Annotated in this window: 19 protein-coding genes; 3 read left to right on the top strand and 16 right to left on the bottom strand. The window is 60.6% G+C overall.

Annotation, left to right across the window (positions count from 1 at the left end):
* Positions 1-79 precede the first annotated feature (79 nt).
* The 9 genes from mdtD to betI form a co-directional block, all read right to left on the bottom strand.
* A complete protein-coding gene (gene mdtD, locus QLG12_RS24110) occupies positions 80-1,507 on the bottom strand; it encodes a multidrug transporter subunit MdtD (RefSeq protein ID WP_197867263.1) in 1,428 nt (475 codons plus the stop codon).
* Positions 1,508-1,679: 172 nt separating this feature from the next.
* Positions 1,680-3,017 carry a TldD/PmbA family protein gene (locus QLG12_RS24115; RefSeq protein ID WP_282475341.1) on the bottom strand — a complete coding sequence of 446 codons (1,338 nt, stop codon included), beginning with the start codon at positions 3,015-3,017 and terminating at the stop codon, positions 1,680-1,682.
* A complete protein-coding gene (locus QLG12_RS24120; RefSeq protein ID WP_197867265.1) occupies positions 3,017-4,459 on the bottom strand; it encodes a TldD/PmbA family protein in 1,443 nt (480 codons plus the stop codon). The genes QLG12_RS24115 and QLG12_RS24120 overlap by 1 nt, the downstream gene beginning before the upstream one ends.
* Positions 4,460-4,678: 219 nt before the next feature.
* The gene (locus tag QLG12_RS24125) at positions 4,679-5,023 is read right to left on the bottom strand and encodes an AzlD domain-containing protein (protein WP_197867266.1); all 345 of its coding nucleotides are present in this window, start codon (positions 5,021-5,023) and stop codon (positions 4,679-4,681) included.
* Positions 5,020-5,745, bottom strand: a complete 726-nt coding sequence (locus QLG12_RS24130; RefSeq protein ID WP_064380201.1) for an AzlC family ABC transporter permease — start codon at positions 5,743-5,745, stop codon at positions 5,020-5,022. The genes QLG12_RS24125 and QLG12_RS24130 overlap by 4 nt, the downstream gene beginning before the upstream one ends.
* Positions 5,745-6,743, bottom strand: coding sequence for a hypothetical protein (locus QLG12_RS24135; RefSeq protein WP_282475342.1), 999 nt, complete (start codon positions 6,741-6,743; stop codon positions 5,745-5,747). Before QLG12_RS24135 ends, QLG12_RS24130 begins: the two co-directional genes overlap by 1 nt.
* 185 nt (positions 6,744-6,928) lie before the next feature.
* A complete protein-coding gene (gene betA / locus QLG12_RS24140) occupies positions 6,929-8,632 on the bottom strand; it encodes a choline dehydrogenase (RefSeq protein ID WP_282475343.1) in 1,704 nt (567 codons plus the stop codon).
* Positions 8,633-8,809: 177 nt separating this feature from the next.
* On the bottom strand, positions 8,810-10,282 hold the full coding sequence (gene betB, locus QLG12_RS24145; protein WP_064380209.1) for a betaine-aldehyde dehydrogenase: 1,473 nt from the start codon (positions 10,280-10,282) through the stop codon (positions 8,810-8,812).
* Between the two features lie 108 nt (positions 10,283-10,390).
* Entirely contained in the window at positions 10,391-10,984 is a 594-nt protein-coding gene (gene betI / locus QLG12_RS24150; RefSeq protein WP_011336305.1) for a transcriptional regulator BetI, read from the bottom strand.
* Positions 10,985-11,467: 483 nt separating this feature from the next.
* On the opposite strand from betI, the gene QLG12_RS24155 reads away from it, so the two are divergent.
* Positions 11,468-13,408: a BCCT family transporter gene (locus QLG12_RS24155; RefSeq protein WP_230737772.1), complete on the top strand. Its 1,941-nt coding sequence runs from the start codon at positions 11,468-11,470 to the stop codon at positions 13,406-13,408.
* A 219-nt stretch (positions 13,409-13,627) separates the two neighbouring features.
* Here QLG12_RS24155 and choV read toward each other — a convergent pair whose 3' ends face one another.
* The 3 genes from choV to QLG12_RS24170 form a co-directional block, all read right to left on the bottom strand.
* Entirely contained in the window at positions 13,628-14,806 is a 1,179-nt protein-coding gene (gene choV / locus QLG12_RS24160; protein ID WP_064380211.1) for a choline ABC transporter ATP-binding protein, read from the bottom strand.
* A complete protein-coding gene (choW, locus tag QLG12_RS24165) occupies positions 14,803-15,648 on the bottom strand; it encodes a choline ABC transporter permease subunit (RefSeq protein ID WP_064380213.1) in 846 nt (281 codons plus the stop codon). Before choW ends, choV begins: the two co-directional genes overlap by 4 nt.
* Before the next feature lie 66 nt (positions 15,649-15,714).
* The gene (locus tag QLG12_RS24170; RefSeq protein ID WP_197867269.1) at positions 15,715-16,659 is read right to left on the bottom strand and encodes a choline ABC transporter substrate-binding protein; all 945 of its coding nucleotides are present in this window, start codon (positions 16,657-16,659) and stop codon (positions 15,715-15,717) included.
* A 434-nt stretch (positions 16,660-17,093) separates the two neighbouring features.
* Between QLG12_RS24170 and QLG12_RS24175 the strand changes: the two genes are divergently transcribed.
* Both QLG12_RS24175 and QLG12_RS24180 read left to right on the top strand, forming a co-directional pair.
* Complete coding sequence (locus QLG12_RS24175) at positions 17,094-18,470, top strand: L-serine ammonia-lyase (protein ID WP_039767995.1); 1,377 nt, start codon at positions 17,094-17,096, stop codon at positions 18,468-18,470.
* A gap of 523 nt (positions 18,471-18,993) precedes the next feature.
* Positions 18,994-20,097, top strand: coding sequence for a GlxA family transcriptional regulator (locus QLG12_RS24180; RefSeq protein ID WP_011336300.1), 1,104 nt, complete (start codon positions 18,994-18,996; stop codon positions 20,095-20,097).
* Between the two features lie 113 nt (positions 20,098-20,210).
* Here QLG12_RS24180 and QLG12_RS24185 read toward each other — a convergent pair whose 3' ends face one another.
* The 4 genes from QLG12_RS24185 to QLG12_RS24200 form a co-directional block, all read right to left on the bottom strand.
* Positions 20,211-20,474: a hypothetical protein gene (locus QLG12_RS24185; protein WP_039767996.1), complete on the bottom strand. Its 264-nt coding sequence runs from the start codon at positions 20,472-20,474 to the stop codon at positions 20,211-20,213.
* Positions 20,475-20,747: 273 nt separating this feature from the next.
* Positions 20,748-21,911, bottom strand: a complete 1,164-nt coding sequence (locus QLG12_RS24190; protein WP_197867270.1) for a gamma-butyrobetaine dioxygenase — start codon at positions 21,909-21,911, stop codon at positions 20,748-20,750.
* Between the two features lie 24 nt (positions 21,912-21,935).
* A complete protein-coding gene (locus tag QLG12_RS24195; RefSeq protein WP_197867271.1) occupies positions 21,936-22,412 on the bottom strand; it encodes a thioesterase family protein in 477 nt (158 codons plus the stop codon).
* A 224-nt stretch (positions 22,413-22,636) separates the two neighbouring features.
* A complete protein-coding gene (locus QLG12_RS24200) occupies positions 22,637-23,602 on the bottom strand; it encodes an L-carnitine dehydrogenase (RefSeq protein WP_197867272.1) in 966 nt (321 codons plus the stop codon).
* Positions 23,603-23,647 lie beyond the last annotated feature (45 nt).

The following is a 23,647-nucleotide window of genomic DNA, read 5'->3' on the forward strand; positions in this document are numbered from 1 at the left end:
CTCTGGCCACTTTCCTCGAAAGTTCTGGACGAACGCAAAGCCTGTGACGAGGGCCGGTTCCCTCGCCACGCAGACCCTTTCAATGCTCGATATGTTCTTCCCGGCGTTTGGCGCGCCGTCCGTCCTCTTTCGATAGCTGCGAGAAAATCGTCGCCGCCAGCATCGCCATGATCCCCACGGTCACGAACGTGAGTTGAAATGCGCCCAAAACGGTCTCAACGCCGTCGTTGCCGACTTCCGCCGTAAAGCCGCCAAGCAGCGCACCGGCGCACGCCACACCGAGGCTCAGCGACAACTGCGCCACCACGGACAGCAAGCTGTTGCCGCTGCTGGCGCTGGCGTCGTCGAGATCGATCAGGGTCACGGTGTTCATCGCGGTGAATTGCAGCGAGTTGATCGCGCCGAGAATCGCCAGCAGGCACAGCAACAGCCAGTACGGCGTCTGCTCGCTGACCAGCCCCATGCTCGCCAGCATGATTCCCAGAAGCAGGGTGTTGCCGGTCAGCACGATGCGATAGCCCAAGCGCTCGATCAGTGGCCGCGCGCCCCACTTGGCAACCATCGCGGCTGCGGCCAACGGCAGCATGCTCATCCCGGCCTGGGACGGCGAATAACCCAGCGCCACTTGCAGCAGCAACGGCACCAGAAACGGCAGTGCGCCGCTGCCCAGCCGGGCGAAGAGGTTGCCGAGAATGCCGACCGCGAAGGTGCGGGTCTTGAACAGCGACGGCGCGAACAGCGGGTTTTCAATGTGCCCGGCGCGCAGCCAGTACGCCGCCAGACAGGCCATGCCGCCGAACAGCAACAGCATCACTCGCAGATGCGGCAGGTGCAGTTCGCCGAGGCCTTCCATGGCGATGGTGATCAGCACCATCGCCGCGCCGAACAACAGGAATCCCAGGCTATCGAAGCGCGTGCGCTCGGTGCCGCGCAGGTCGGGGATGAATTTCCACACCGCGTAGCAACCGATGACACCGACCGGCAGGTTGATCAGGAAGATCCAGTGCCACGTCAGGTATTCGACCATCCAGCCGCCCATGGTCGGACCGATCAGCGGGCCGAGCAGGCCGGGAATGGTGATGAAGCCCATGATCCGCACCAGTTCCGAACGCGGGTAGGCGCGCAGCACCACCAGGCGTCCGACCGGCAGCATCAGCGCGCCGCCGAGGCCCTGGATCACCCGCGCGCCGATCAGCATGCTCAGGCTGCTCGACAAGGCGCAGAGCAGCGAGCCGAGGCTGAACAGCAGGATCGCGCCGAAGAAGATTTTCTTGGTGCCGAAGCGGTCGGCGATCCAGCCCGAGGCGGGAATCAGCAGGGCCACGGTGAGCATGTAGGCGATGATCACGCCCTGCATGCGCAGCGGGTCTTCGGCCAGATCCCTGGCCATGGCCGGCAGGGCGGTGTTGAGGATGGTCCCGTCGAGGGACTGCATGAAGAAAGCGATGGCGACGACCCATGGCAACCAGCGGGCGGTGATGGCGTCGAGAGGCGGGCGGTTGGGCATGGAACCTCTGTTAGTGGCAGGTAACCGGACCCTGTGGATGCTGCGGTGCGACGATTCGACTTGCCAGCGATGGCGGACTTTCAGGCAACGAAGATGTTGAATCTGATGCCTTCATCGCTGGCAAGTCGAATCGTCGCACCGCAGCCCCCACAGGTTTTGCGGTGTCGCGGTGTTATAAGGTCAGGGTCAATCGGCTCACCAGCGCCCCCGGCAACAGCGCCGACGAGGTATTGCGCTGGCTGTAGGTGCTCGCCGACAGCAGCAACTCGCGTTCGGCGGTCAACGCTTCCAGCTGCGAACCCAGCAGGCTGTAGGCGCTGTCGTCGAAACGCATGGTACTGACCGGCGCCTGAATCTCGCCGTTCTCGACCCAGAAGGTGGCAAACCGGGTCATCCCGGTCAGGCGCGCCGCCGGTTGATCGGAGAAATTCAGGTACCACAGATTGCTGATGTACAGCCCGGTGCCCAGTTGCTTGAGAATTTCCGCTTGAGGCAAATCACCAGCGCCCATGTTCAGCGCGCTCGGCGATTCGCCGCCGCTGGCACCGTTGGCCGCCAGACCGTATTCGGCAGCACTGCGCGAACCCACCAACTGGTCCCCCGCCTTGCCTTCGATGATCAAGCGCAGATCGCTGCGCGGGTAACCTTCACCGGAGAACGCCGGGCTCAGCGATTCGCTGACTTTCTCGTCGAGGGACACCAGCGGGCTGAACGCCTGATCGCCGGCATACAGCTTCTGCAACGGGCTGCTTTTGCTGGCAATCGACTGCGCCGAGAAACCGCCCCAGCACAACATGCCCATGATTTCTTCCAGGGCTGCGGGCGCCAGATAGGCGCGGTATTGGCCAGGCGGCAAGGTGCGCAGCGGGCGACCGAGAAACTCCAGCTGTTCGCGGGCCTGCTGGATGCGTCTGGCGAAGTCTTCGCTGTTCCAGTCATGCCCGGCGTAGCTGGCTTTCACCGCTTCGCCGTTCTCGTGGAACAGACTGAAATCGAAGTTGAAGCTGTTGGCCTGATGCCAGCCGAACGCCCCGGAAGAGCTGGCAAAACCACGGCTGATCGGGCCGGCGGCGTAGAAGCCGACCAGATCCAGGCCTTCGGCAGCATTAGCGATTTCCGCCACCACCTGCTCGGTGTCCGGCAGCGGATGTTCCTGCACGTTCTTGCTCTGCCAGCCGTTGTGGTTGAGCAACAGGTACGGATCCTGCGGCAGCAGCGGCAGGGTTTCGCGCAGTTGTTGCAAACCTTCGGCGAGGCGTTGCAGGTCGGTGGCCTGCTCACCGGACAGGGTAATGTGCAGGTCGGCATGGCGACCGTCGTCGATCAGTTTCAGGCCGATACCGGCTTGTTGCACTTGCCCGGCCTGACGCACCCTGGCGTGGTTGAAACGGACGAAGGCCGACGATTCGGCGTCGTAACTCAGGGTGAACTGTTCCGGCTCGCACACGGCATCGCGCAGCCAGTTGACCAGCACCTTGAACGCCTCGGACGGGTTCTTGGAAATACTCATCAGGCGTCTCCCCCAAACACATCTACATTACTGAACACGCAGGCCGGCGAAGCGTGGCCGACGCGGATCACCTGGTTAGGTTCGCCCTTGCCGCAGTTCGGCGTGCCCAGCACCTTTGTGGTGCCGGCGTTGCCGACGGCGCGCAGGCTCTTCCAGAAGTGCGCGGAAATGCCCCGGTAGTTTGGATTTTTCACTACACCCTTGAGTTCGCCGTTTTCGATCAACTGGCCCCATTCGCAGCCGAACTGGAATTTGTTGCGCGCATCGTCGATCGACCACGAACGGTTGGTGCTCATCAGAATGCCGTTTTCGATGCCGCCGATCAGTTGCTCCAGCGGCTGGTCGCCCGGCTCGATGTTGAGGTTGGCCATGCGGTCGATCGGTGGGCGGTTCCAGCCGCAGGCGCGGCTGTTGGCGACGCCATCCAGGCCCGCGCGAAATTGCGACAAGGCACCGCCCAACGGACGGACCAACAGGCCTTCATGAATCAAAAACTGCTTGCTGGCCTTGGAGCCGTCGTCATCGTGACCATAACTCGCCAGTTCCTCGGGAATGCCCGGATCGAACGTCACGTTGAGCAGTTTCGAGCCGTATTGCAGGCTGCCGAAATCCGAGGCTTTGACGAAACTGGTGCCGGCGTAATTGCGCTCGTCGCCGAGGATGCGGTCGAGCTCCAGCGGGTGGCCGATGGATTCGTGGATCTGCAGCATCATCTGGTCCGGCATCAGCAGCAGGTCGCGCGGGCCTTGCGGGGTGTTGGACGCGAGCAGCAGTTGCAGCGCCTGATCGGCGACCTGCGGACCGGCACCGATCAGGCCGCAACGGCTGATCACATCGGCGCCGCCCTGCTGGCCGAAGTTCTCGCGACCGAGGCTGCGGGTCTGGCTGTCGTTGCCGTCGTAGGCGGTGACGCTCAGGCCCGGATAGACGAAACGCTGGGCCTGGCGCAATTCGGCGCCGGCGCTGCTCAGGTAGATCTGTTCGACGTGGGTGATCCCGATGCTCACTTCCCAGTTCACCAGGCGCTCATCCTTTGGCACCGAGGCGGATTCCGCGCCGAGCAGCTCGAAGCATTCGCTCAGGGACGGGAAGGGTTGTTCCAGATTGGGTGAAAAGTAATCGGCGCGGTCGCTGGACACCGGCTGCTTGCTCAAGTCGAGCAGGGCGTGCGGCTTGATCCGCCGGGCCTGTTGTTCGGCACGCTCGAGGGCGGCTTGCAGGCCTTGTTGCGACAGGTCATTGGTCGCGGCGTAGGCTTCGACGCCGTTGACCCGGACGGTGAGCATCGCGCCTTCGTCGCGGCTCAGGCTCGGCGGTTCGGCAACGTTCTTGCGCACCGACAGGTACTGGCCGGACTCGCGTACATACCGCAGGGAAAAAAACTCGGCGCCCGTGCGCAAGGCAGCAAAGCGCTGCTTGAGCTGGGGGTGGAAATCGAACATCAGGGAACCTCCTTGTCATGGGAGCAGCGGCAAAGCGAATTCGGCGGGGAGGGAGGGGACGATTGGGCGAGGACTAGAGTAGGCCTGCGTGGGGGGGAGTATCAAGCGTAGCGCTTGAGAGGGAAATACATTCTGTGAGTGACCTTCATCCCCTCAGGCGAAAGGGGCGTACTTGAGCACGCGTGTCCAAGGGCCCCTGGTCGGCTCTGCGGTAAAGCTTCAGTTATTCAAATAGACGAATGCGAGTACGTAAACCAGCAGGCTGGCAAAGAAACCTGGCAGAATTTTTCGGGTTCTGGCCACGACGACAAATGTTCCGACTAACAGCAGCAGTTTCAGCGCATCCAGAATCTGAAACTGTTGCATCAGACTCGGGCCATCAAGCCTGGCAAATGCCGTGTCATAAATGATCACTCCCAACATCGCTTGGGCGCTGTAACTGACGAAGCGGTAAAAGGAACCTTCGGTGCGCGTCAACGCCGTGGTGTTTTTGAAAGCAAACGGTAATGCACGAAATGCAAAAGCCGTGATTGCGGCGAAGCCGATCAGCATCCAGACAGTCATTGCGAAGCCGTTCCTTGGCGAGTACGGGTGTTTTCAATCATTACGAGCATGCCGCCGATCACAAAGGGCGTAATCAGCAAGTTGTAGTCCTTGAAGAGCAACACCAGCAAAGGAGCACCGATGAAGCCCAGCCAGTAGCTGGAGACCTCCATGTAGTGCGGCCAGTGCTTGCCGGCCAGCGCAGTGAACTGAAGTGGCAAGAGCATCGTCATGGCGGCTGCAACGGTCGGTGACGCAAAATCTGCGCCGGCGATAAAGCCGACGTAAGTGCAGATGATCGACAAGGCGAAGATGGGTGCGCCTACGCCAACAAAATACGCGAACGGGAAACTCGTCTTGTGCTTGAAGCGCGTTATGCATGCCGTGAAGATCGAGGGTGTCAGCAGTATCAATGACGCGAGAGTCTTACGCGTCGACGTCTGCTTGAGGTGCGGTGCCAACGTCGCTGAAAGCAAAACAAATCGGGCGTTGAGTGCCAGAATAATCGGGATCAGTAACCATCCGTCGTTGTAGTTTTGTATGAGTAGAAACTGTAACGGCGTCGAAAAAATCAACAGGGTCGTCGCCATCGTCTGACTCAATGTCAGCGCTTGAGCAGCGCCCACCATTCCGATGGATAAATACAGAAAAATGAACGCGATGCCGAAGGTGATAGCGTCGCGCCCTCCCGCCTTGAGCGTTTGCGCGAAGGTGGAGTCGGATGAAGACTGGCAGCCGTTCATCAAGCCGCTCCTCGGACTGCGTGCTTTTCGTCCAGCGAGTAATACTGCTTGCGAGGCCCTTTGCTGCGAAACAACAAGCGTGGCGTAGTGGTCAACGTCGAAGTTGCGGCTTGCGAGCGAACCTCATCGGCGCTGATGTTCAGAGTGGGGCGAGCATGCAATATCTTGTTATTGGCAACGATCAGGAACGTGCCGGTCTGCGCCGTGGAGACATTGCACTTGGCAGTGGGTAGCCCTGCGCGGATTTTGTCCAACACCTCTTGACCGCCGTTGAGCGCACGCATTCGCTCGCCGCTGTGAATGTCGATACGGAAATCAAGTGAAAACCGGTAGCCATACAGTTCACTGTATTCAACGACATTTCGAACGCGCTCTTTCGAGCCGCTGACGTTTTTACCTGAAATGAAAATCGCCTGCATGCCAAGTAAGGTTTGAATTTCTTCATCATCAAGTGATAACAGCAAGTCGGCTGGGAAATAATAGGCGGTCGGCGTGCGAGTAGTGTCCCGGCACACCGTGAGTGCAAGATAGTCAACATCCAGACTTTCATACAAATCATCTGAGTGCGGGGTGATGTCACCATAACCATTACCCCATTCCCGATACTTTTCAGCGGAAGGTTTCATGTACAGCGCTTTATGGTCTTCGTATTCGTACTTGATATCAGTCAAGTGGAACAGGTCGGCCAGCGCCTCGTGGACGGTGAGGGCCAGTGCGGGGCAGTCGATGCTGAAAATATTTCTGATACACACCGCGGCAATGCCTTTGTTGGTGCCGACCTGGTCAAAGTAGAGGGTGTCTTCCGGGTGAAGATAATTAATGAATAAATTTGTAAGTTGTATTTTTAGGGTGTGCAGGTTTTGACCCTTGTTCTTTTTCCACCATGACTCGATAACGCCGCTTAAATAGCTGAAGTCCAAAGTGATGGTTTTTTCTTTAGATAATGCATGCCGAAAGAAGCTGGCGGACATATTCTCATTTGCGTAGTTGAATGGCATTGTTCTTCCTTGGTTTGTACTTTGGAGGCGCGCATTCTAGTGTGTTTGATCGAGAGGTAAAGTTGGTAAGTATTGCGAGTTTTGTTCGGTTGAAGTTGCACTTTTAAATAGTAGGAAGGGTTAAATAAAAAAACCGCCAGCCTCTGAAAGAGGTGGCGGTTTTTAGTGCCGGTGCCAGTAGGTTGTCAGTGAGCGGCAGGCGTTACATCACGCAGCGCCTTGCCTTTCACCGGCGCATCGCCAGCGACATAGTACGGTGCGTTGCTGCGCGGCAACGGCTGGCGGCCACGGATCTTGTCGGCGATTTTCTCGGCGATCATGATTGTCGGCGCGTTCAGGTTGCCGGTGGTGATGATCGGCATGATCGAAGCATCGACCACACGCAGACCCTGCATGCCATGCACGCGGCCTTCGCCGTCCACTACTGCCATTTCGTCGGTGCCCATCTTGCACGAGCAGGACGGGTGGAACGCGGTTTCGGCGTGCTCGCGAATGAACTTGTCCAGCTGCTCATCGGTTTGCACGTCGATGCCCGGGCTGATTTCGCGGCCACGGAAGGCGTCCAGTGCAGGCTGTTGCATGATTTCACGGGTCAGGCGGATGCCGTCGCGAAATTCCTGCCAGTCCTGCTCGGTGGCCATGTAGTTGAACAGGATGCTCGGGTGCTGGCGCGGGTCCTTGGATTTGACCTGGACGCGACCGCGGCTCGGCGAACGCATGGAACCCATGTGCGCCTGGAAACCGTGCTCTTTCACACCGTTGCTGCCGTTGTAGTTAATCGCCACCGGCAGGAAGTGGTACTGGATGTTCGGCCACTCGAATTCCGGACGGGTACGGATGAATCCGCCGGCTTCGAACTGGTTGCTGGCGCCGATGCCGGTGCCGTTGAACAGCCACTCGGCACCGATGGCCGGCTGGTTGTACCAGAGCAGCGACGGGTACAGCGAGACCGGTTGGGTGCAGGCGTATTGCAGGTACAGCTCGAGGTGATCCTGCAGGTTTTCGCCGACGCCCGGCAGATCGTGAACCACCGGGATGTCGAGGCTTTCCAGCAGTTTCGCCGGGCCGACGCCGGAGCGTTGCAGCAGTTGCGGCGAAGCGATTGCGCCGGAGCAGACGATGACTTCCTTGCGGGCGCGGGCTTCAACACGTTCTTCAGCGGCGCCGACCAGGTAACGCACGCCAACGGCACGCTTGCCTTCGAACAGAACCTTGTCAGTCAGGGCGTGAGTGACGATGGTCAGGGTCGAACGCTTCTTGGCCACGTCCAGGTAACCACGGGCGGTGGAAGCACGGCGGCCGTTCGGCGTCACGGTGCGGTCCATCGGGCCGAAGCCTTCCTGCTGGTAGCCGTTCAAGTCTTCGGTACGCGGGTAACCGGCCTGCACGCCAGCTTCAACCATGGCGTGGAACAGCGGGTTGTTGCCCGCTTTCGGGGTGGTCACGCTGACCGGGCCGTCGCCACCGTGATAGTCGTTCGGGCCGATGTCGCGGGTTTCCGCTTTACGGAAATACGGCAGGCAGTCGAGGTAGGACCAGTCTTCCAGGCCTGGCAGTTTCGCCCAGCCGTCGTAGTCCATCGCGTTGCCACGGATGTAGCACATGCCGTTGATCAGCGAGGAGCCGCCGAGGCCCTTGCCGCGACCGCATTCCATCCGGCGACCGTCCATGTGTGGCTCCGGATCGGTTTCGTAGGCCCAGTTGTAGCGACGGCCCTGCAGCGGGAATGCCAGGGCTGCCGGCATCTGCGTGCGGAAATCGAGACGGTAGTCCGGGCCGCCGGCTTCGAGCAGCAGGACGGTGACGCCTTCGTCTTCAGTCAGACGGGTCGCCAGGGTGTTACCGGCAGAGCCGGCACCGACGATGATGTAATCGAATTCTTGGGACATTGAATGCACCCTCTTTGAAGTTGGTCAGGTCAGGCCTGGCGAGTGCTTTGCACTCGATTCGCGGGCAAGCCCGCTCCCACAGGGGTCGGGGCTGCCACAGATCGGGTGGACGACATCCAACCTGTGGGAGCTGGCTTGCCAGCGAGGCGGCCTCGCAGGCGATAGAGCGCTCGGGTCTTAGAACACCGAGACGTAATCGCCCAGCTCGACCTGTACCGATTTGATGCGAGTGAAGTTGTTCAGCGAGCTGATGCCGTTCTCACGGCCCACGCCCGACTGCTTGTAACCGCCAACCGGCATTTTTGCGTCGGACTCGCCCCAGGCGTTGATCCAGCAGATACCGGCTTCCAGTTGATGAATCACGCGGTGGGCGCGGTTCAGGTCGCGGGTGACGATACCGGCGGCCAGGCCGAAGTCGGTGTCGTTGGCGCGACGGATCACTTCTTCTTCGGTTTCGTAGCTCAGGATCGCCATCACCGGGCCGAAGATTTCTTCACGGACGATAGTCATGTCGTCGGTGCAGTCGGTGAACACGGTTGGAGCCACGAACGCGCCTTTGGCGAATTCGCCGTCGGTCAGACGCTCGCCGCCGCACAGCACGCGGGCGCCTTCTTCTTTACCTTTGGCGATGTAGCCCAGTACGCTTTCCATGTGCGGGAAGCTGACCAGCGGGCCGAAGTTGGTGTTTTCGTCTTCCGGGTTGCCAACGCGGATGCGGGCAACGCGCTCGACGATCTTGGCTTCGAAAGCGGCTTTCAGGTGGCTCGGCACGAACACGCGAGTGCCGTTGGTGCAGACCTGACCGGAGCTGTAGAAGTTGGCCATCATGGCGGTGTCGGCGGCGCGATCCAGGTCAGCGTCGTCGCAGATGATCAGCGGGGACTTGCCGCCCAGTTCCATGGTCACGTCTTTGAGCGACGAAGCCGAAGCGCTGGCCATGACCTTCTTGCCGGTGTCGGTGCCGCCGGTGAAGGAGATTTTCTCGATGCGCGGGTGCTCGGTCAGCCAGGTGCCGACTTCACGGCCGCTGCCGGTCAGCACGTTGAAAACACCGTTCGGAACGCCGGCTTCGGTGTAGATCTCGGCCAGTTTCAGGGTGGTCAGCGAGGTGACTTCGCTTGGCTTGAAGATCATCGCGTTACCGGCCGCCAGGGCTGGCGCGGATTTCCACAGGGCGATCTGGATCGGGTAGTTCCAGGCGCCGATACCGGCAACCACGCCCAGCGGCTCGCGACGGGTGTAGACGAAGGACGTGTCACGCAGCGGGATCTGTTCGCCTTCGATGGCGGGTACCAGGCCTGCGTAGTATTCCAGTACGTCGGCGCCGGTGACGATGTCGACGTATTTGGTTTCGGAGAAGGCTTTACCGGTGTCCAGGGTTTCCAGGGCAGCCAGTTCATCGTTGCGCTCGCGCAGGATGTCGACGGCGCGACGCAGGATGCGCGAACGCTCCATGGCGGTCATCGCGGCCCAGATTTTCTGGCCCTTTTCGGCGCTGACCACAGCACGCTCGACGTCTTCCTTGGTCGCGCGTTGCACCAGTGCGAGGACTTCACCATTAGCCGGGTTGATGGCTTCGAAGGTGGCATCGCTGCCGGCGTCGGAGTACGCGCCATCGATGTAGAGTTTTTGCAGTTCGAAACGGGCCATAGTGTCCTCGCAAGTGCATTAGTGGTTGGCGTTGGCCACCGGGTGAGCCATGTAACTGTGGCATCGCTGGTCGGTGACAGTTCAGGGGCCGAGCGTTTTTTCTGTGCTCTAGCTCACCTGCTTGGCCAATTGGAAATCCATGTATTCGTAAGCGATCTGTTGCGCCTGCGCAGTGTCGAAAGCGTCTCCCGACAGCGCGCCGCGCAACCACAAGCCGTCGATCAGAGCTGCCAGTCCACGGGCGGCGGTGCGCGCATCTTCGAGCGGCAACACACGGCGGAACTCGCAGCACAGGTTGGAATACAGACGGTGATCGTTGATCCGCTGCAACCTGTGCAAAGACGGCTGGTGCATGCTGGTGGCCCAGAAGGCCAACCAGGTTTTCATTGCCGGGCCATTGACCTGGCTGGCGTCGAAGTTGCCTTCGATGATCACCTGCAGATGCGCCCGGGGGCTGCTGTCTGCCAGCGCCTGACGGCGCGCGGTGACGTTCTCGCTGAGGACGCTCATCAGATACCGCATCGTGGCGGCAATCAGGCCGTTCTTGTCCTGAAAATAGTGACTGATGATGCCATTCGAGACACCGGCCAAACGGGCGATCAGCGCAATGCTGGCGTCCCCCATTCCGACCTGATCAACCGCCTGCAAAGTGGCTTCGATCAGTTGTTGGCGGCGGATGGGTTGCATACCGACCTTGGGCATCTTGCACATCTCCTTAGGCCTTCCGACAGACGACAAACGCCGATCGGATTGAGGGCCAGTCTATTTTGTTTTGATTGAACGTTCAATCAACAAAGAATAAGATCTGCGACAAATCGTCGCTGCCTACAGATTTTTCCTGCGTGTAAGTGGCGATAAAACCGACATCCGAAAATGCTCGAAACCTGCGCGGGGCAAGGCGCGGTTCGACGTTCGATGGACGTGTTGAATGGGCAAGACGCTCAAGGCCAGGTTTCGGATGAACGTCCAGACCTCGGCCACGACGGCGATTCGCGGTGCCAACTCTGCAGGTTCGGGCTTTTTTCGGGGTGTCTTTATATCACCCGCCGGTCGGCTGCCAACTAACCGATTGGTCGGGTTCCGTGTTGCCTTGTGTTCTTCTCTCGCACTGCCTGGAGCATTTGTGCCATGAGTTCTGCCTCGCTAATAAAGACCCCGCCCGAGAAGGTGACGGTCAACGGTTGGGTGTTCTACACCTCTACCGCGCTGATTCTGTTGTTGACCGCCATTCTGATCATCGCCCCGCAAGAGGCCGGCAGAATGCTGGGAGTGGCTCAGGCCTGGTTGTCCCGCAGCTTCGGCTGGTACTACATGGTGGTGATCGCTGCTTACCTGGTATTTGTGGTGGGCCTGGCGTTTTCCTCCTACGGCAAACTCAAACTGGGTAGCAAGGACGACACCCCGGATTTCAGCTACGGCGCCTGGGCGGGGATGCTGTTCTCGTCGGGTATCGGTATTTCGCTGCTGTACTTTGGCGCCTCCGAGCCGCTGGATCACTACTTCAATCCGCCGGAAGGCGCGTCGGCCACCAACCTGGCGGCCCGTCAGGCTGTTCAGCTGACCTTCCTGCACTGGGGCCTGCACGGCTGGGCGATCTACGCGCTGGTCGGTCTGGCCGTGGCCTATTTCGCTTACCGTCATAACCAGCCGCTGGCCCTGCGTTCGGCGCTGTACCCGCTGGTGGGCGAGCGTTGGGTCAAGGGCGCTGCCGGTCATGCGGTGGACGGCTTCGGCATGTTCGTGACGCTGCTGGGGCTGGTGACCAACCTGGGAATCGGCTCGCTGCAAGTGTCCTCGGGCCTGGAAAACCTGTTCGGCATGGAACACAGCAACACCAACCTGCTGATCGTGATCATCGTGATGAGCACCGTGGCGACCATCGCCGCCGTGTCCGGTGTGGAAAACGGCATCCGTCGTCTGTCCAACCTCAACATCATCCTGTTCAGCGGCCTGCTGATTTTCGTTCTGCTGTTCGGTCCGACCCTGCACTTGCTCAACGGCTTCGTGCAGAACATCGGTGACTACCTCAACGGCGTCGTGCTGAAGACGTTCGACCTGTACGTCTATGAAGGCGACAGCGAGAAGTCCGACCGCTGGCTGGGCCTGTGGACGCTGTTCTACTGGGCGTGGTGGATCTCCTGGGCTCCATTCGTCGGCATGTTCATCGCGCGGATTTCCCGTGGTCGTACCGTGCGTGAACTGGTGGCTGGCGTGTTGCTGATTCCGCTGGGTTTCACCCTGGCGTGGCTGTCGATCTTCGGTAACTCGGCGCTGGATCTGGTGATGAACCAGGGCGCGGTGGAACTGGGCAAGACGGCGCTGGAACAGCCGTCGATGGCGATCTATCAGTTGCTGGAACACTACCCGGCGTCGAAAGTCGTCATCGGTGTGTCGATCTTCGTTGGTTTCGTGCTGTTCCTGACCCCGGCCGACTCCGGCGCGGTGATGATGGCGAACCTGTCCTGCAAGGGCGGCAACGTCGACGAAGACGCCCCGCACTGGCTGCGGATCTTCTGGTCGGTCGTGATCACGCTGGTGACCATCGGCCTGCTGTTCGCCGGTAACTTCGAAGCCATGCAGACCATGGTGGTGCTGGCCGGTCTGCCGTTCTCGGTGGTGCTGGTGTGCTTCATGTTCGGCCTGCACAAGGCGATGCGCCAGGACATGCAGATCGAACAGGAGCAGGCGCAACTGGCTGAACGCGGTCGTCGTGGTTTCAGCGAGCGCCTGACCCAGCTGGATCTGCAACCGAGCCAATCGGTGGTTCAGCGTTTCATGGACAAGCACGTCAGCCCGGCACTGGAAGATGCCGCTGCGCAAATGCGTGCACAGGGTCTGGAAGTGCAGACGCTGCTGGGCAAGTCCAAGCGCTGCATGGGCGTGCGGGTCGAGATGGAAGAGGGCAACCCTTTTGTCTACGAAGTGAGCCTGGACGGCTACCTGGCGACCCCGAGCGAGTCGGTCCAGTCCGATGAAGCGCGCCAGCGTTTCTACCGCGCCGAGGTGTACCTGCACAACGGCAGCCAGGACTACGACCTGATGGGCTTCACACAGGATCAGATCACACGCGATGTGCTCGATCAGTTTGAAAGCCATCGGCAGCTCCTTGGCCGGGTCTATAGCTGAGTTGTGAGTGACGCGGAGTTTCAGTGAAACCGCGTCGGCTTCATCGCGGGCAAGCCCGCTCCCACAAGTTTGGCGTCGTACACAAATAATGCGAACGCTACTGGACCTGTGGGAGCGGGCTTGCCCGCGATGGGGCCATCAGATGTAAAGATGAATTTCCCGATGTCCTGATAAACAAAAACGCCGCGATCTCTCGCGGCGTTTTTGCATCTGTACTCTTTACCCCAGGTTCTTGCCGAGCAGTGCGTGATACAGCTCACTGTCTCCAAGAATCCCCACCACATGATTGTTGTCGTGCAGCACCAGTTTGTTGCCGGTCTGGTAACGGATCTGCAACGCGTCGCGCATGCCGATGTTCGAGTCCACCAGCGTCGGTTTGCGCTCCAGCCCTTCCACGGCTTGCCCCGGCGCCCAGTTCTGCAGGTTCAGCACCGAACCGTTTTGCCGCGCACCTTTGATGGTGTTGCCTTCGGCCAGGTCCAGCCACGAATCGCCGCCCGGATCCAGACACACCGAGCCATTGATGCGTTTGCAGTTGTCCAGGGTGCGCATCAGGCTGCGACCGCACAGCACGTTCAACGGGTTGGTGTGGGCGACGAAGGTGCGCACGTAATCGTCCGCCGGGTTCAGCACGATCTCTTCCGGCACGCTGTACTGGATGATCCGGCCGTCTTTCATGATCGCGATGCGACTACCCAATTTGAGCGCTTCGTCGAGGTCGTGACTCACGAACACGATGGTCTTGCTCAGCTTGCGTTGCAGTTCCAGCAGTTCATCCTGCAATCCCTGACGAATCAGCGGGTCGAGGGCGGAAAACGGTTCGTCCATCAGCAGAATGTCGGCGTCCATCGCCAGTGCGCGGGCCAGGCCGACACGCTGCTGCATGCCGCCGGACAGCTCGTTGGGCTTCTTGTTGCGCCACTGGGTCAGGCCCACGAGCTCAAGCTTGTCGTCGACCAGTTTGCGGCGTTCTTTCTCGGGGCGGCCCTGCATTTCCAGACCGAAGCTGATGTTTTCGCGCACGGTCAGCCAGGGCATCAAAGCGAATTTCTGGAACACCATCGCAATGCGCTTGGTGCGCATCATTTTCAGTTCGGCAGGGCTGCAGGACGCGATGTCTATCTGCTTGCCTTCGTGCTCGACGAACAGCTTGCCGCGGCTCACGGTGTTGAGGCCGTTGATGCAGCGCAGCAGGCTGGATTTTCCGGAGCCGGACAGGCCCATCAGTACACAGATCTCGCCTTTCTCGATATCCAGGCTGGCCTTTTCAACGCCGACAATCTGCCCGGTCTTTTTCAGGATCTCGTTACGGGTCATGCCCTGATCCAGCAGCTTGAGCGCCTCGCGTGGATCCCTGGCGAAGATAACGTCAACGTTATCGAAGCGAATAATGCTCATGCGTCACCCCCTACTTTGGCGTCGGGTTGTTTGCAGATACGGTCGAGCATGATCGCCAGCAGTACGATCGCCAGGCCCGCTTCGAAGCCCAGGGCGATATCAGCAGTGTTCAGTGCGTTGACCACCGGTTTGCCGAGTCCGTCGGCGCCCACCAGTGCCGCGATCACCACCATCGACAGCGACAGCATGATGCACTGGGTGATGCCGGCCGCGATGCTCGGCATGGCGTGAGGCAGTTCGATCCGTGAAAGCAGTTGGCGACGCGAGCAGCCGAAGGCCTTGCCGGCGTCCATCAGTTCTTCCGGGACATCGCGGATGCCCAGGTAGGTCAGGCGGATCGGTGCGGCGATGGCGAACACCACCGTCGAGATCAGGCCCGGCACCACACCCAGCCCGAAGAGGGTCAGGGTAGGAATGAGGTAAACGAAGGTCGGTACGGTCTGCATCAGATCGAGTACCGGCCTCATCAAAGTGTAGAACATCGGTTTGTGCGCGGCGACGATGCCCAGCGGCACGCCGATGACCACGCAGACCAGGGTCGCGAACATGACCTGGGCGAGGGTTTCCATGGTTTCCTGCCAGTACCCCAGGTTGAGGATCAGCAGGAAGGAGGCGACCACGAACGCGGTCAGGCCCCACTTGCGTTGAATGAAGTGGGCCAGCAGGGCGATGAGGCCGATCAGCACCAGCGGGTTGAACCAGGTCAGCGCAAACGTCACGCCGTGGATCATCGTTTCCAGTGTCACGGCGATTGCGTCGAAGGTGTTGGCGCCGTGTTGCGTCAACCATTCAACGAAGCCCGCGATGTACTGGCCTAAAGGGATTTTCTGATCAATCAGCATGGTAGTGAACGTCCGCATGCAAGGAAATAAACAGCCCGGACGGCGTGAGCCGTCCGGCATAAGCGATTACTGGAGTTTGGCTTTAACGGCCTCCAGGCCTGGTTTACCGTCAATGGTGGTCACGCCAGCGAGCCAGGTATCGAGCACCTGTGGATTCTTTTTCAGCCAGGCCTTGGCGGCCGCGTCAGGCTTCATCTTGTCGTCCAGGATGTTGCCCATCAGTTCGCTTTCCATGTCGACGGTGAACTCCAGGTTTTTCAGCAGCTGGCCAACGTTGCTGCATTCCTCGGCGTAGCCCTTGCGGGTGTTGGTCGCCACGGTGGCGGCGCCGAAATCCGGGCCGAAGAAGTCATCGCCGCCGGTCAGGTACTGAATCTTGAAGCGCTTGTTCATCGGGTGCGGCGCCCAGCCGAGGAACACCACGGCGGTGTCGCGTTTCTGCGCGCGGTCGACCTGCGACAGCATGCCCGCTTCGCTGGACTCGACAACCTTGAAGCCGGCGTCTTTCAGGCCGAAGGCGTTCTTGTCGATCATGCTCTGGATCAGACGGTTGCCGTCGTTGCCCGGCTCGATCCCGTAGATCTTGCCGTCGAGTTCTTTCTTGAATTTGGCGATGTCGGCGAAGTCGTGCAGGCCCTTGTCATACAAGGCTTGCGGAACGGCGAGGGTGTACTTGGCGCCCTTGAGGTTGGTGCGCACGGTTTCCACGGTGCCGGCGTCGCGGTAGGCCTTGATGTCGTTTTCCATGGTCGGCATCCAGTTGCCGAGGAACACGTCCATGTTCTTGCCGTCGGCCAGCGACTTGTAGGTCACGGGTACGGAAATCATGGTGGTCTTGGTCTTGTAGCCGAGGGCCTGAAGCACGACGGAGGTGGTGGCGGTGGTTGCGGTGATGTCGGTCCAGCCGACATCGGAGAAGTTCACGGTACTGCACTGCGCCGGTTCTGCGGCTTGAGCCAGTAAAGGCAGACTCAGCATGGCGGCCAACAACAACGACGGGGAACCTTTCATGAATGGACTCCTTGGTGTTTTTTTTGGCAGTGTTCCGATTGGACCACCGCACTTATGGGTTGCGGTTGGATGGCGTTCTGGAGACAGCTCTACCGCAGCGCCTTGCAATCGAGTCGATACGATCATGTACCAGTGAAAATCTGACGCCTACAGGGTGCGTCGTATCCAGTACAGGGATGGTCGCATCCAGTGTCAGTGACGTCGTTTACAGCTTTTTTCTGCCCTTTCTGGCCATCTGAACCGCATAAAAACGGCGAAAACACGGGCTGAAACCGGCACGGCGTTGGTGGGCATGAGTACGTCGGTGTCAGACGCCGAACGACCCGGGAAAAGCCCGATGATGCGGGCATTCCGGCGGATCGCAGCTTGAGCGTAGCAGCTCCGCCAGCGGGCGTTTCACGCCCCGGACCGGCACTCTCAGGAGCTCTGCAGCAATGGCTATCAGCGTTTTCGACCTGTTCAAAATCGGCATCGGCCCTTCCAGTTCCCACACCGTCGGGCCCATGCGCGCCGCCGCCCTGTTCGTCGAGTCGTTGCGCGACAAACACTTGCTGGAGCAGGTGCGTCGCATCGAGGTGCAGCTGTTCGGCTCGCTGTCGGCCACCGGTGTCGGTCACGGCAGCGACAACGCGGTGATCATGGGCCTGATGGGCGAGTGGCCGGACGCGATCGACCCGTCGCAGATCGGCCCGCGGATCCAGGCCCTGCGCGAAACCCACACGCTGTTGCTCGACGGTCGTTTGTCGGTGCCCTTTATATGGGCCCGCGACATGCGCCTGATCGACGAGAACCTGCCGTTCCACCCCAACGCCATGACCCTGGTTGCCGAAGGCGATCACGGCGAGCTGCATCGCGACACCTACTATTCGGTCGGCGGCGGTTTTGTGGTGGACGAGGCGCAAGCCTCCAGCGGTGTGGTGGATCTGGATCGCACCGAGTTGCCTTACGATTTTTCCAGTGCGGTGGAGTTGCTGGAACTGTGCAAGACCCACAACCTGCGCGTGGCCGAATTGATGATGGCCAACGAGAAGGTCTGGCGCAGCGAAGAGGAAATCCGCGCCGGTCTGATGAAACTCTGGCGGGCGATGCAGGATTGCGTCGAGCAGGGCCTCAAGCACGAAGGCATCCTGCCTGGCGGACTCAACGTGCGCCGCCGCGCGGCGAAGTTGCACCGCAGTCTTCAGGAATTGAACAAGCCCAACGTGATTGGCTCGACCCTCAGCGCGATGGAGTGGGTCAACCTGTTCGCCCTGGCGGTGAACGAGGAAAACGCAGCCGGCGGGCGCATGGTCACGGCACCCACCAACGGCGCGGCGGGGATCATTCCGGCGGTGCTGCACTACTTCATGAAATTCAGCGAGGCGGTGACCGACGCCAACGTGGTCGACTACTTCCTCGGCGCCGCAGCGGTGGGGATTCTGTGCAAGAAGAACGCCTCGATCTCCGGCGCTGAAGTCGGCTGTCAGGGTGAAGTCGGTTCGGCCTGTGCGATGGCGGCGGCAGGGCTGGCGGAAATCCTCGGCGCAAGCCCCGAGCAATTGTGCAACGCGGCGGAAATCGGCCTGGAACACAACCTCGGCCTGACCTGCGATCCGGTGGGTGGCCTGGTGCAAGTGCCGTGCATCGAGCGTAATGCGATTGCGGCGGTGAAGGCGATCAACGCGGCACAAATGGCGTTGCGCGGGGACGGTCAGCATTTTATTTCGCTGGACCGAGTGATCCGCACCATGCGCGATACCGGCGCCGACATGCATGACAAATATAAAGAGACATCGCGGGGCGGCTTGGCGGTCAGCGCGGTGGAGTGCTGATACCTGGTCGCCTACTATCGCCAGCAGTGTGGCTCCCACACTGGATTTGCGGGTTCGCAAAAACTGTGGGAGCTGGCTTGCCAGCGATGAGGCCGGACCAGTCAAAACTGCGCACCAAGTGAGCACCGCAATCACAACGCGCCACCTTTTGGCGCGTCGTTATCAGATAAGAGCCTTTCCCACCTCCAGCGCCTGATTCGAAGGCGCTACCGTCCGTCACCTGTGCCTGCGGTGACACTGTAGGACAATCGTGCGCAGGCCAGTTCCCACAAGTGCTACCGATTTGCTCACACGCTCCGGGGCAGGGCATTCGCGGCCGCTGATGGCACTTCGAATCACCTCTCATCGGAGCGCTTGTATAGACGCGTCGCGACGTCGTTTTCAGGAGTTATTGAACAGCCATTCAATTTTAGGCATGGCAATTGCTCTGTCATAACAAAGCCCGTCTCACGCAAGAGAACGATGGCAATAACAAGAGCCTCCGCCTGAGGCCATCACCCGCTTTGTGTGAGGAGATACCGCGATGACGTCGTTCAACTCCGGGGCTCAACCCCAGAACCGTGCGCCTCAATCCATCGGCTTTCTGCTGCTGGACAATTTCACGCTGATTTCCCTGGCATCCGCAGTCGAACCCCTGCGCATGGCCAACCAGTTGTCCGGTCGCGAGCTGTATCGCTGGACCACCCTCACTGTCGATGGTGGCCAGGTCTGGGCCAGTGACGGACTGCAGATCACCCCCGACGCCTCCATGCACAAGGCCCCGGCCCTCGACACCGTCATCGTGTGCGGCGGGATCGGCATTCAGCGCACTGTTACCCGTGAACACGTGTCGTGGCTGCAAAGCCAGGCGCGGCAGTCGCGCCGCCTCGGTGCGGTGTGCACCGGCAGTTGGGCCCTGGCCTGCGCCGGCCTGCTCGACGGCTTCGATTGCAGCGTGCATTGGGAATGTCTGGCGGCGATGCAGGAAGCTTTCCCGCGCGTTGCGATGAGCACCCGTCTCTTCACCCTCGACCGCAACCGTTTCACCAGCTCCGGCGGCACCGCGCCGCTGGACATGATGCTGCACCTGATCAGCCGCGATCACGGCCGTGAACTGTCCGCCGCGATCTCCGAGATGTTCGTCTACGAACGCATCCGCAACGAGCAGGATCACCAGCGCGTACCGCTCAAGCACATGCTCGGCACCAACCAGCCGAAACTGCAGGAAATCGTTGCGCTGATGGAAGCCAACCTGGAAGAGCCGATCGACCTCGACGAACTGGCGGTGTACGTCGCCGTGTCCCGTCGTCAGCTTGAGCGCCTGTTCCAGAAATACCTGCACTGCTCGCCGTCGCGCTACTACCTCAAGCTGCGCCTGATCCGTGCGCGGCAACTGCTGAAGCAGACGCCGATGTCGATCATCGAAGTGGCGTCGGTCTGCGGGTTCGTGTCGACACCGCACTTCTCCAAGTGCTACCGCGAATACTTCGGCATTCCGCCGCGTGACGAGCGCGTCGGCTCCAACACCACCCAGCAGGTGGCGATGATGCCGCTGCCGCAGGCCATTGTGATGTCGCCGCTGTCCGGGCCGATGTCGGCGCTGAGTCAGGCACGCAACGAGTCCACATTTGCCAGTGTAAGGCTGTAGACCGCGTCATCGTTTATCGCTGGCAAGCCAGCTCCCACAGGATCTGTGTGGTACACAAATGTTGTGTTCGCCCGGATCAATGTGGGAGCTGGCTTGCCAGCGATGGCGGCCTGTCAGGCGCTATGGGTTTGTTGGTATTGCGCCAATGCCGGCAACAATTGTTTGTCGATGGCCTGACGCACTGCAGGCTGGATGCTGGCGCCGCTGGTGTACATGTCCTTTACCATCTTGCGCAGTTCAAAGGCGCGAACGTTATCCAGACCGCGCACCGCATACTCACAGGCCTGCTCGGCAGTTGAACCGCTCGGCACTTGAAAACCCAACGACTTGAGCTGGCCCAACAGGTCTTCCTGATCGATCAAATCGGCATACATCATGACGCGAATCCTTCTTCGGCAACGGAGGTCGTGACTCGATTCTGGTAGGCCTGCACAGGCACGGCAAGGGCGATTTGTCGCAGTGGCCGCGACGGCTATGAACAGGTCGTTTTCGGCTAACCTGCCGTCAAGGGGAGTGGGCACACTGGCCTCAGCTTGCTTCACGAAGGTTTGGTCACCCTCGCCACGGCAGCTCCTCAACAGTACCCTCGCCCCGATCCTGTCACGGCTTGTATCGGGGCTTTTTTTGCCTGCGAATAGCGTTGACGCGGGCTAACGCTGCAACACCAGAATCCGCGACAGCAACTCATCCCGATCGATGTAGCAGCCCTGAAAATGCCGGGCCCCGGTGGCCGGGTCGAACGCATTGCGCGCGTGCAGGGTGCGGCGGTTGTCGAAGCACCACAGCTCGCCCGGATTGAGCCGCTGCATGACCCGGAAACGTGGCTCGCGGGTCATGGCGATGAAGCGTCGGTAAGCGCGATACAGCAGGGGCATCTGCTCCACGGACGTGTCGAACGCGCCGCGCAGGAAGTTGGCCATGCGGATTTCCGCGACTCGGCCCAACGCATCCAGGGCGATGACCGGCGCGAGGCAGCGATAGTCGCTGTGGCGATCCTTGTTGCGAAACTCCACCGGGATCTCGCACAGGGCCTTGAATGATGCGGGATCTTCCTGACGCAACGCGTCGGCAATCGCAAAACCGTCGACGAAAATGCTCTCGCCACCCTCGGCGTCGTTCACCAGGCAATGCAGAAATTGCAGCCCCGGTTGCAGCTCGCGGGTCGGCAGGTCGGTGTGCAATGGCAGGTTGAATGCGGTGTAGGCATTGCTGTCGGCATCGGCCCTGGATTGCACGTTGAACAGCACGCCGAAATTGCTCTCGCGGATGAACGAAATACGCTGGGCGATCAGCTTCAACGAACCGGGTTCGGTCGGTACGCCGCGCACCTGGGTCAGGCCGATGTCGCGTACCGCCAGCAACCATTGCAGCAGCGCGGCGTTGTCGTTCATCAGGGCTGCATAGTCGAACACCGGCAACTGCAAATCGCTGCGCCACAGGAAGGGTTCAGGTTTGGCGGCGAGGCGTTCGGTACGGGATTCGTTGTCATAGGCGTGGGCGCGCAACCAGCCGGCATCGAAGCGGCTGAGGTGGTGGTCCTGCCAGTCGATGCGCAGACAACCATCGGTGTCGATGTGCACGGCGGAGGGCGACAGATCCTGCGCCGCATCGACGATCTCGAACACCTGCTCACGGGTGACGCTGTAGACACAGTGTGGACACGGGCAGTTGTCCCGCAGCCATACGTGGTGGAACGGGCTGACACGCCCGTCGGCCCATTTAATCAGGACGCGATCCGCCAGGTTCTGCACGCCGTTCAGCGCGCTGATCAACGGATAAGTACGGAAATCGGCAACGGCAGCGGCGGTTTGCATGGCGGCTCCTTGTGAGGGATGGATTTACCGGGCTGGGGGCAGGGCGATGACCCGGCCGATGTAAGCGGGAGCGGGCAGATCGGCCTGCTCGGCGACGATGGTTTGCAGACGGTCCAGGGTATCCGGGGTAAACGGCGCGGAACGCGGCCCGGCGAGATCGACGTGCAACAGCATCTGTTCGTTGCCGGCCAGCTCCTTGTCACCGCCGGCCAGGTGCAGGCTGTGATAGAGGTGCAGGCGTTTCTGGTCGTGGCCGATGATCTGCGTGCGCACTTCGACTTCGGCATCGAGCTTCACTTCGTGCAGGTAATTGAGATGCAGCTCGAGGGTGAACAGCGAGTGACCGCTGGCTTCGCGGTTGTTGCTGTCCATGCCGAGGCGATCCATCAGGGCGTCGGTGGCGTAGCTGAAAATCAGCAGATAGAAGGCGTCGCGCAGGTGGCCGTTGTAATCGACCCAGTCCGGGATGATGCGGGTTTGGTAGGTGGTGAGGGTGGGCATGATGTTGGTTCCGGCAGTTGAATGGTCATCAAGATCAAAAGCCACCCCTCACTCCAGCCCTCTCCCCAAGGGGGAGAGGGGAAAGGGAGCAGATCGGGGAGCTTTTCAAAGCCTGTGTTCGGCTCGGTACAGCAGGTCGGCGTAACTCGAAAGAGCAACACGGTCAGTCCCCTCTCCCCTTGGGAGAGGGTTAGGGTGAGGGCTGCGGTTTCAAGCCAGACACATCACTCGCTGAAACTCATTCCATGCTTTTCTTTGGTGGTCTTCACCGCCTCAAGCACCGCCAGCAAGCAATCATCACGATAGCGCTCCAGCGCCGAAATACTGTGCCGGCCCAGTTGATCGCTGGTGCCGTCCACCACATCGTCGATCAACTTGTCGGTCAGCTCCGGCGCCGGCAGGTATGTCCACGGCAGTTGCAACGCCGGGCCGAACTGCGACATGAAGTGGCGCATGCCGGCATCGCCACCGGCCAGGGTGTAAGTCAAGAATGTGCCCATGAACGACCAGCGCAGACCGGCGCCAAAGCGGATCGCATCATCGATTTCACCGGTGGTCGCCACCCCGTCGTTGACCAGGTGCAGCGCCTCGCGCCACAGCGCTTCGAGCAGGCGGTCGGCGATGAAGCCCGGCACTTCCTTGCGCACATGCAGCGGGCGCATGCCGAGGAATTCGTAGACTTTCATCGCCGCTTGAACCGCTCCCGGCGCGGTGTTCTTGCCGCCGACCACTTCCACCAGCGGCAGCAAGTAGACCGGGTTGAACGGGTGACCGACCACGCAACGTTCCGGGTGAGTCGAACTCTCGTAGAACTCGCTTGGCAACAGACCCGAGGTGCTGGACCCGATCAGGGCATTCGGCTTGGCTGCCGCACTGATTTTGCTGTGCAGATCCAGTTTCAGTTCGAGGCGTTCCGGGGCGCTTTCCTGGATGAAGTCCGCATCGCGCACGCACTCTTCAATGGTTGCGACAAAGCGCAGGCGATCCTGCGACGCGCCGGGCGCCAGACCGTTTTTCTCCAGCGCGCCCCAGGCATTGGCCACGCGTTTGCGCAGCGCCGCTTCAGCGCCCGGCGCCGGGTCCCAGGCCACCACGTCGAGGCCGTGGGCGAGGGCGCGGGCGACCCAGCCGCTGCCGATGACGCCGCTGCCCAGTGCTGCGAAGGTTTTGATTTCGGTGATAAAGCTCATGGTCATGTCCTAAAGAGTTCGCAGAACCCTGTGGGAGCGGGCTTG

This window comes from Pseudomonas sp. V88_4 (genome assembly GCF_029967985.1).
Classification (GTDB): Bacteria; Pseudomonadota; Gammaproteobacteria; order Pseudomonadales; family Pseudomonadaceae; genus Aquipseudomonas; species Aquipseudomonas glycinae.

Bases quoted from the DNA above. Each gene is read 5' to 3' on its own strand.
- mdtD (WP_197867263.1), bottom strand. From the start codon at position 1,507: ATGCCCAACCGCCCGCCTCTCGACGCCATCACCGCCCGCTGGTTGCCA.
- QLG12_RS24115 (WP_282475341.1), bottom strand. From the start codon at position 3,017: ATGAGTATTTCCAAGAACCCGTCCGAGGCGTTCAAGGTGCTGGTCAAC.
- QLG12_RS24120 (WP_197867265.1), bottom strand. From the start codon at position 4,459: ATGTTCGATTTCCACCCCCAGCTCAAGCAGCGCTTTGCTGCCTTGCGC.
- QLG12_RS24125 (WP_197867266.1), bottom strand. From the start codon at position 5,023: ATGACTGTCTGGATGCTGATCGGCTTCGCCGCAATCACGGCTTTTGCA.
- QLG12_RS24130 (WP_064380201.1), bottom strand. From the start codon at position 5,745: ATGAACGGCTGCCAGTCTTCATCCGACTCCACCTTCGCGCAAACGCTC.
- QLG12_RS24135 (WP_282475342.1), bottom strand. From the start codon at position 6,743: ATGCCATTCAACTACGCAAATGAGAATATGTCCGCCAGCTTCTTTCGG.
- betA (WP_282475343.1), bottom strand. From the start codon at position 8,632: ATGTCCCAAGAATTCGATTACATCATCGTCGGTGCCGGCTCTGCCGGT.
- betB (WP_064380209.1), bottom strand. From the start codon at position 10,282: ATGGCCCGTTTCGAACTGCAAAAACTCTACATCGATGGCGCGTACTCC.
- betI (WP_011336305.1), bottom strand. From the start codon at position 10,984: ATGCCCAAGGTCGGTATGCAACCCATCCGCCGCCAACAACTGATCGAA.
- choV (WP_064380211.1), bottom strand. From the start codon at position 14,806: ATGAGCATTATTCGCTTCGATAACGTTGACGTTATCTTCGCCAGGGAT.
- choW (WP_064380213.1), bottom strand. From the start codon at position 15,648: ATGCTGATTGATCAGAAAATCCCTTTAGGCCAGTACATCGCGGGCTTC.
- QLG12_RS24170 (WP_197867269.1), bottom strand. From the start codon at position 16,659: ATGAAAGGTTCCCCGTCGTTGTTGTTGGCCGCCATGCTGAGTCTGCCT.
- QLG12_RS24175 (WP_039767995.1), top strand. From the start codon at position 17,094: ATGGCTATCAGCGTTTTCGACCTGTTCAAAATCGGCATCGGCCCTTCC.
- QLG12_RS24180 (WP_011336300.1), top strand. From the start codon at position 18,994: ATGACGTCGTTCAACTCCGGGGCTCAACCCCAGAACCGTGCGCCTCAA.
- QLG12_RS24185 (WP_039767996.1), bottom strand. From the start codon at position 20,474: ATGATGTATGCCGATTTGATCGATCAGGAAGACCTGTTGGGCCAGCTC.
- QLG12_RS24190 (WP_197867270.1), bottom strand. From the start codon at position 21,911: ATGCAAACCGCCGCTGCCGTTGCCGATTTCCGTACTTATCCGTTGATC.
- QLG12_RS24195 (WP_197867271.1), bottom strand. From the start codon at position 22,412: ATGCCCACCCTCACCACCTACCAAACCCGCATCATCCCGGACTGGGTC.
- QLG12_RS24200 (WP_197867272.1), bottom strand. From the start codon at position 23,602: ATGAGCTTTATCACCGAAATCAAAACCTTCGCAGCACTGGGCAGCGGC.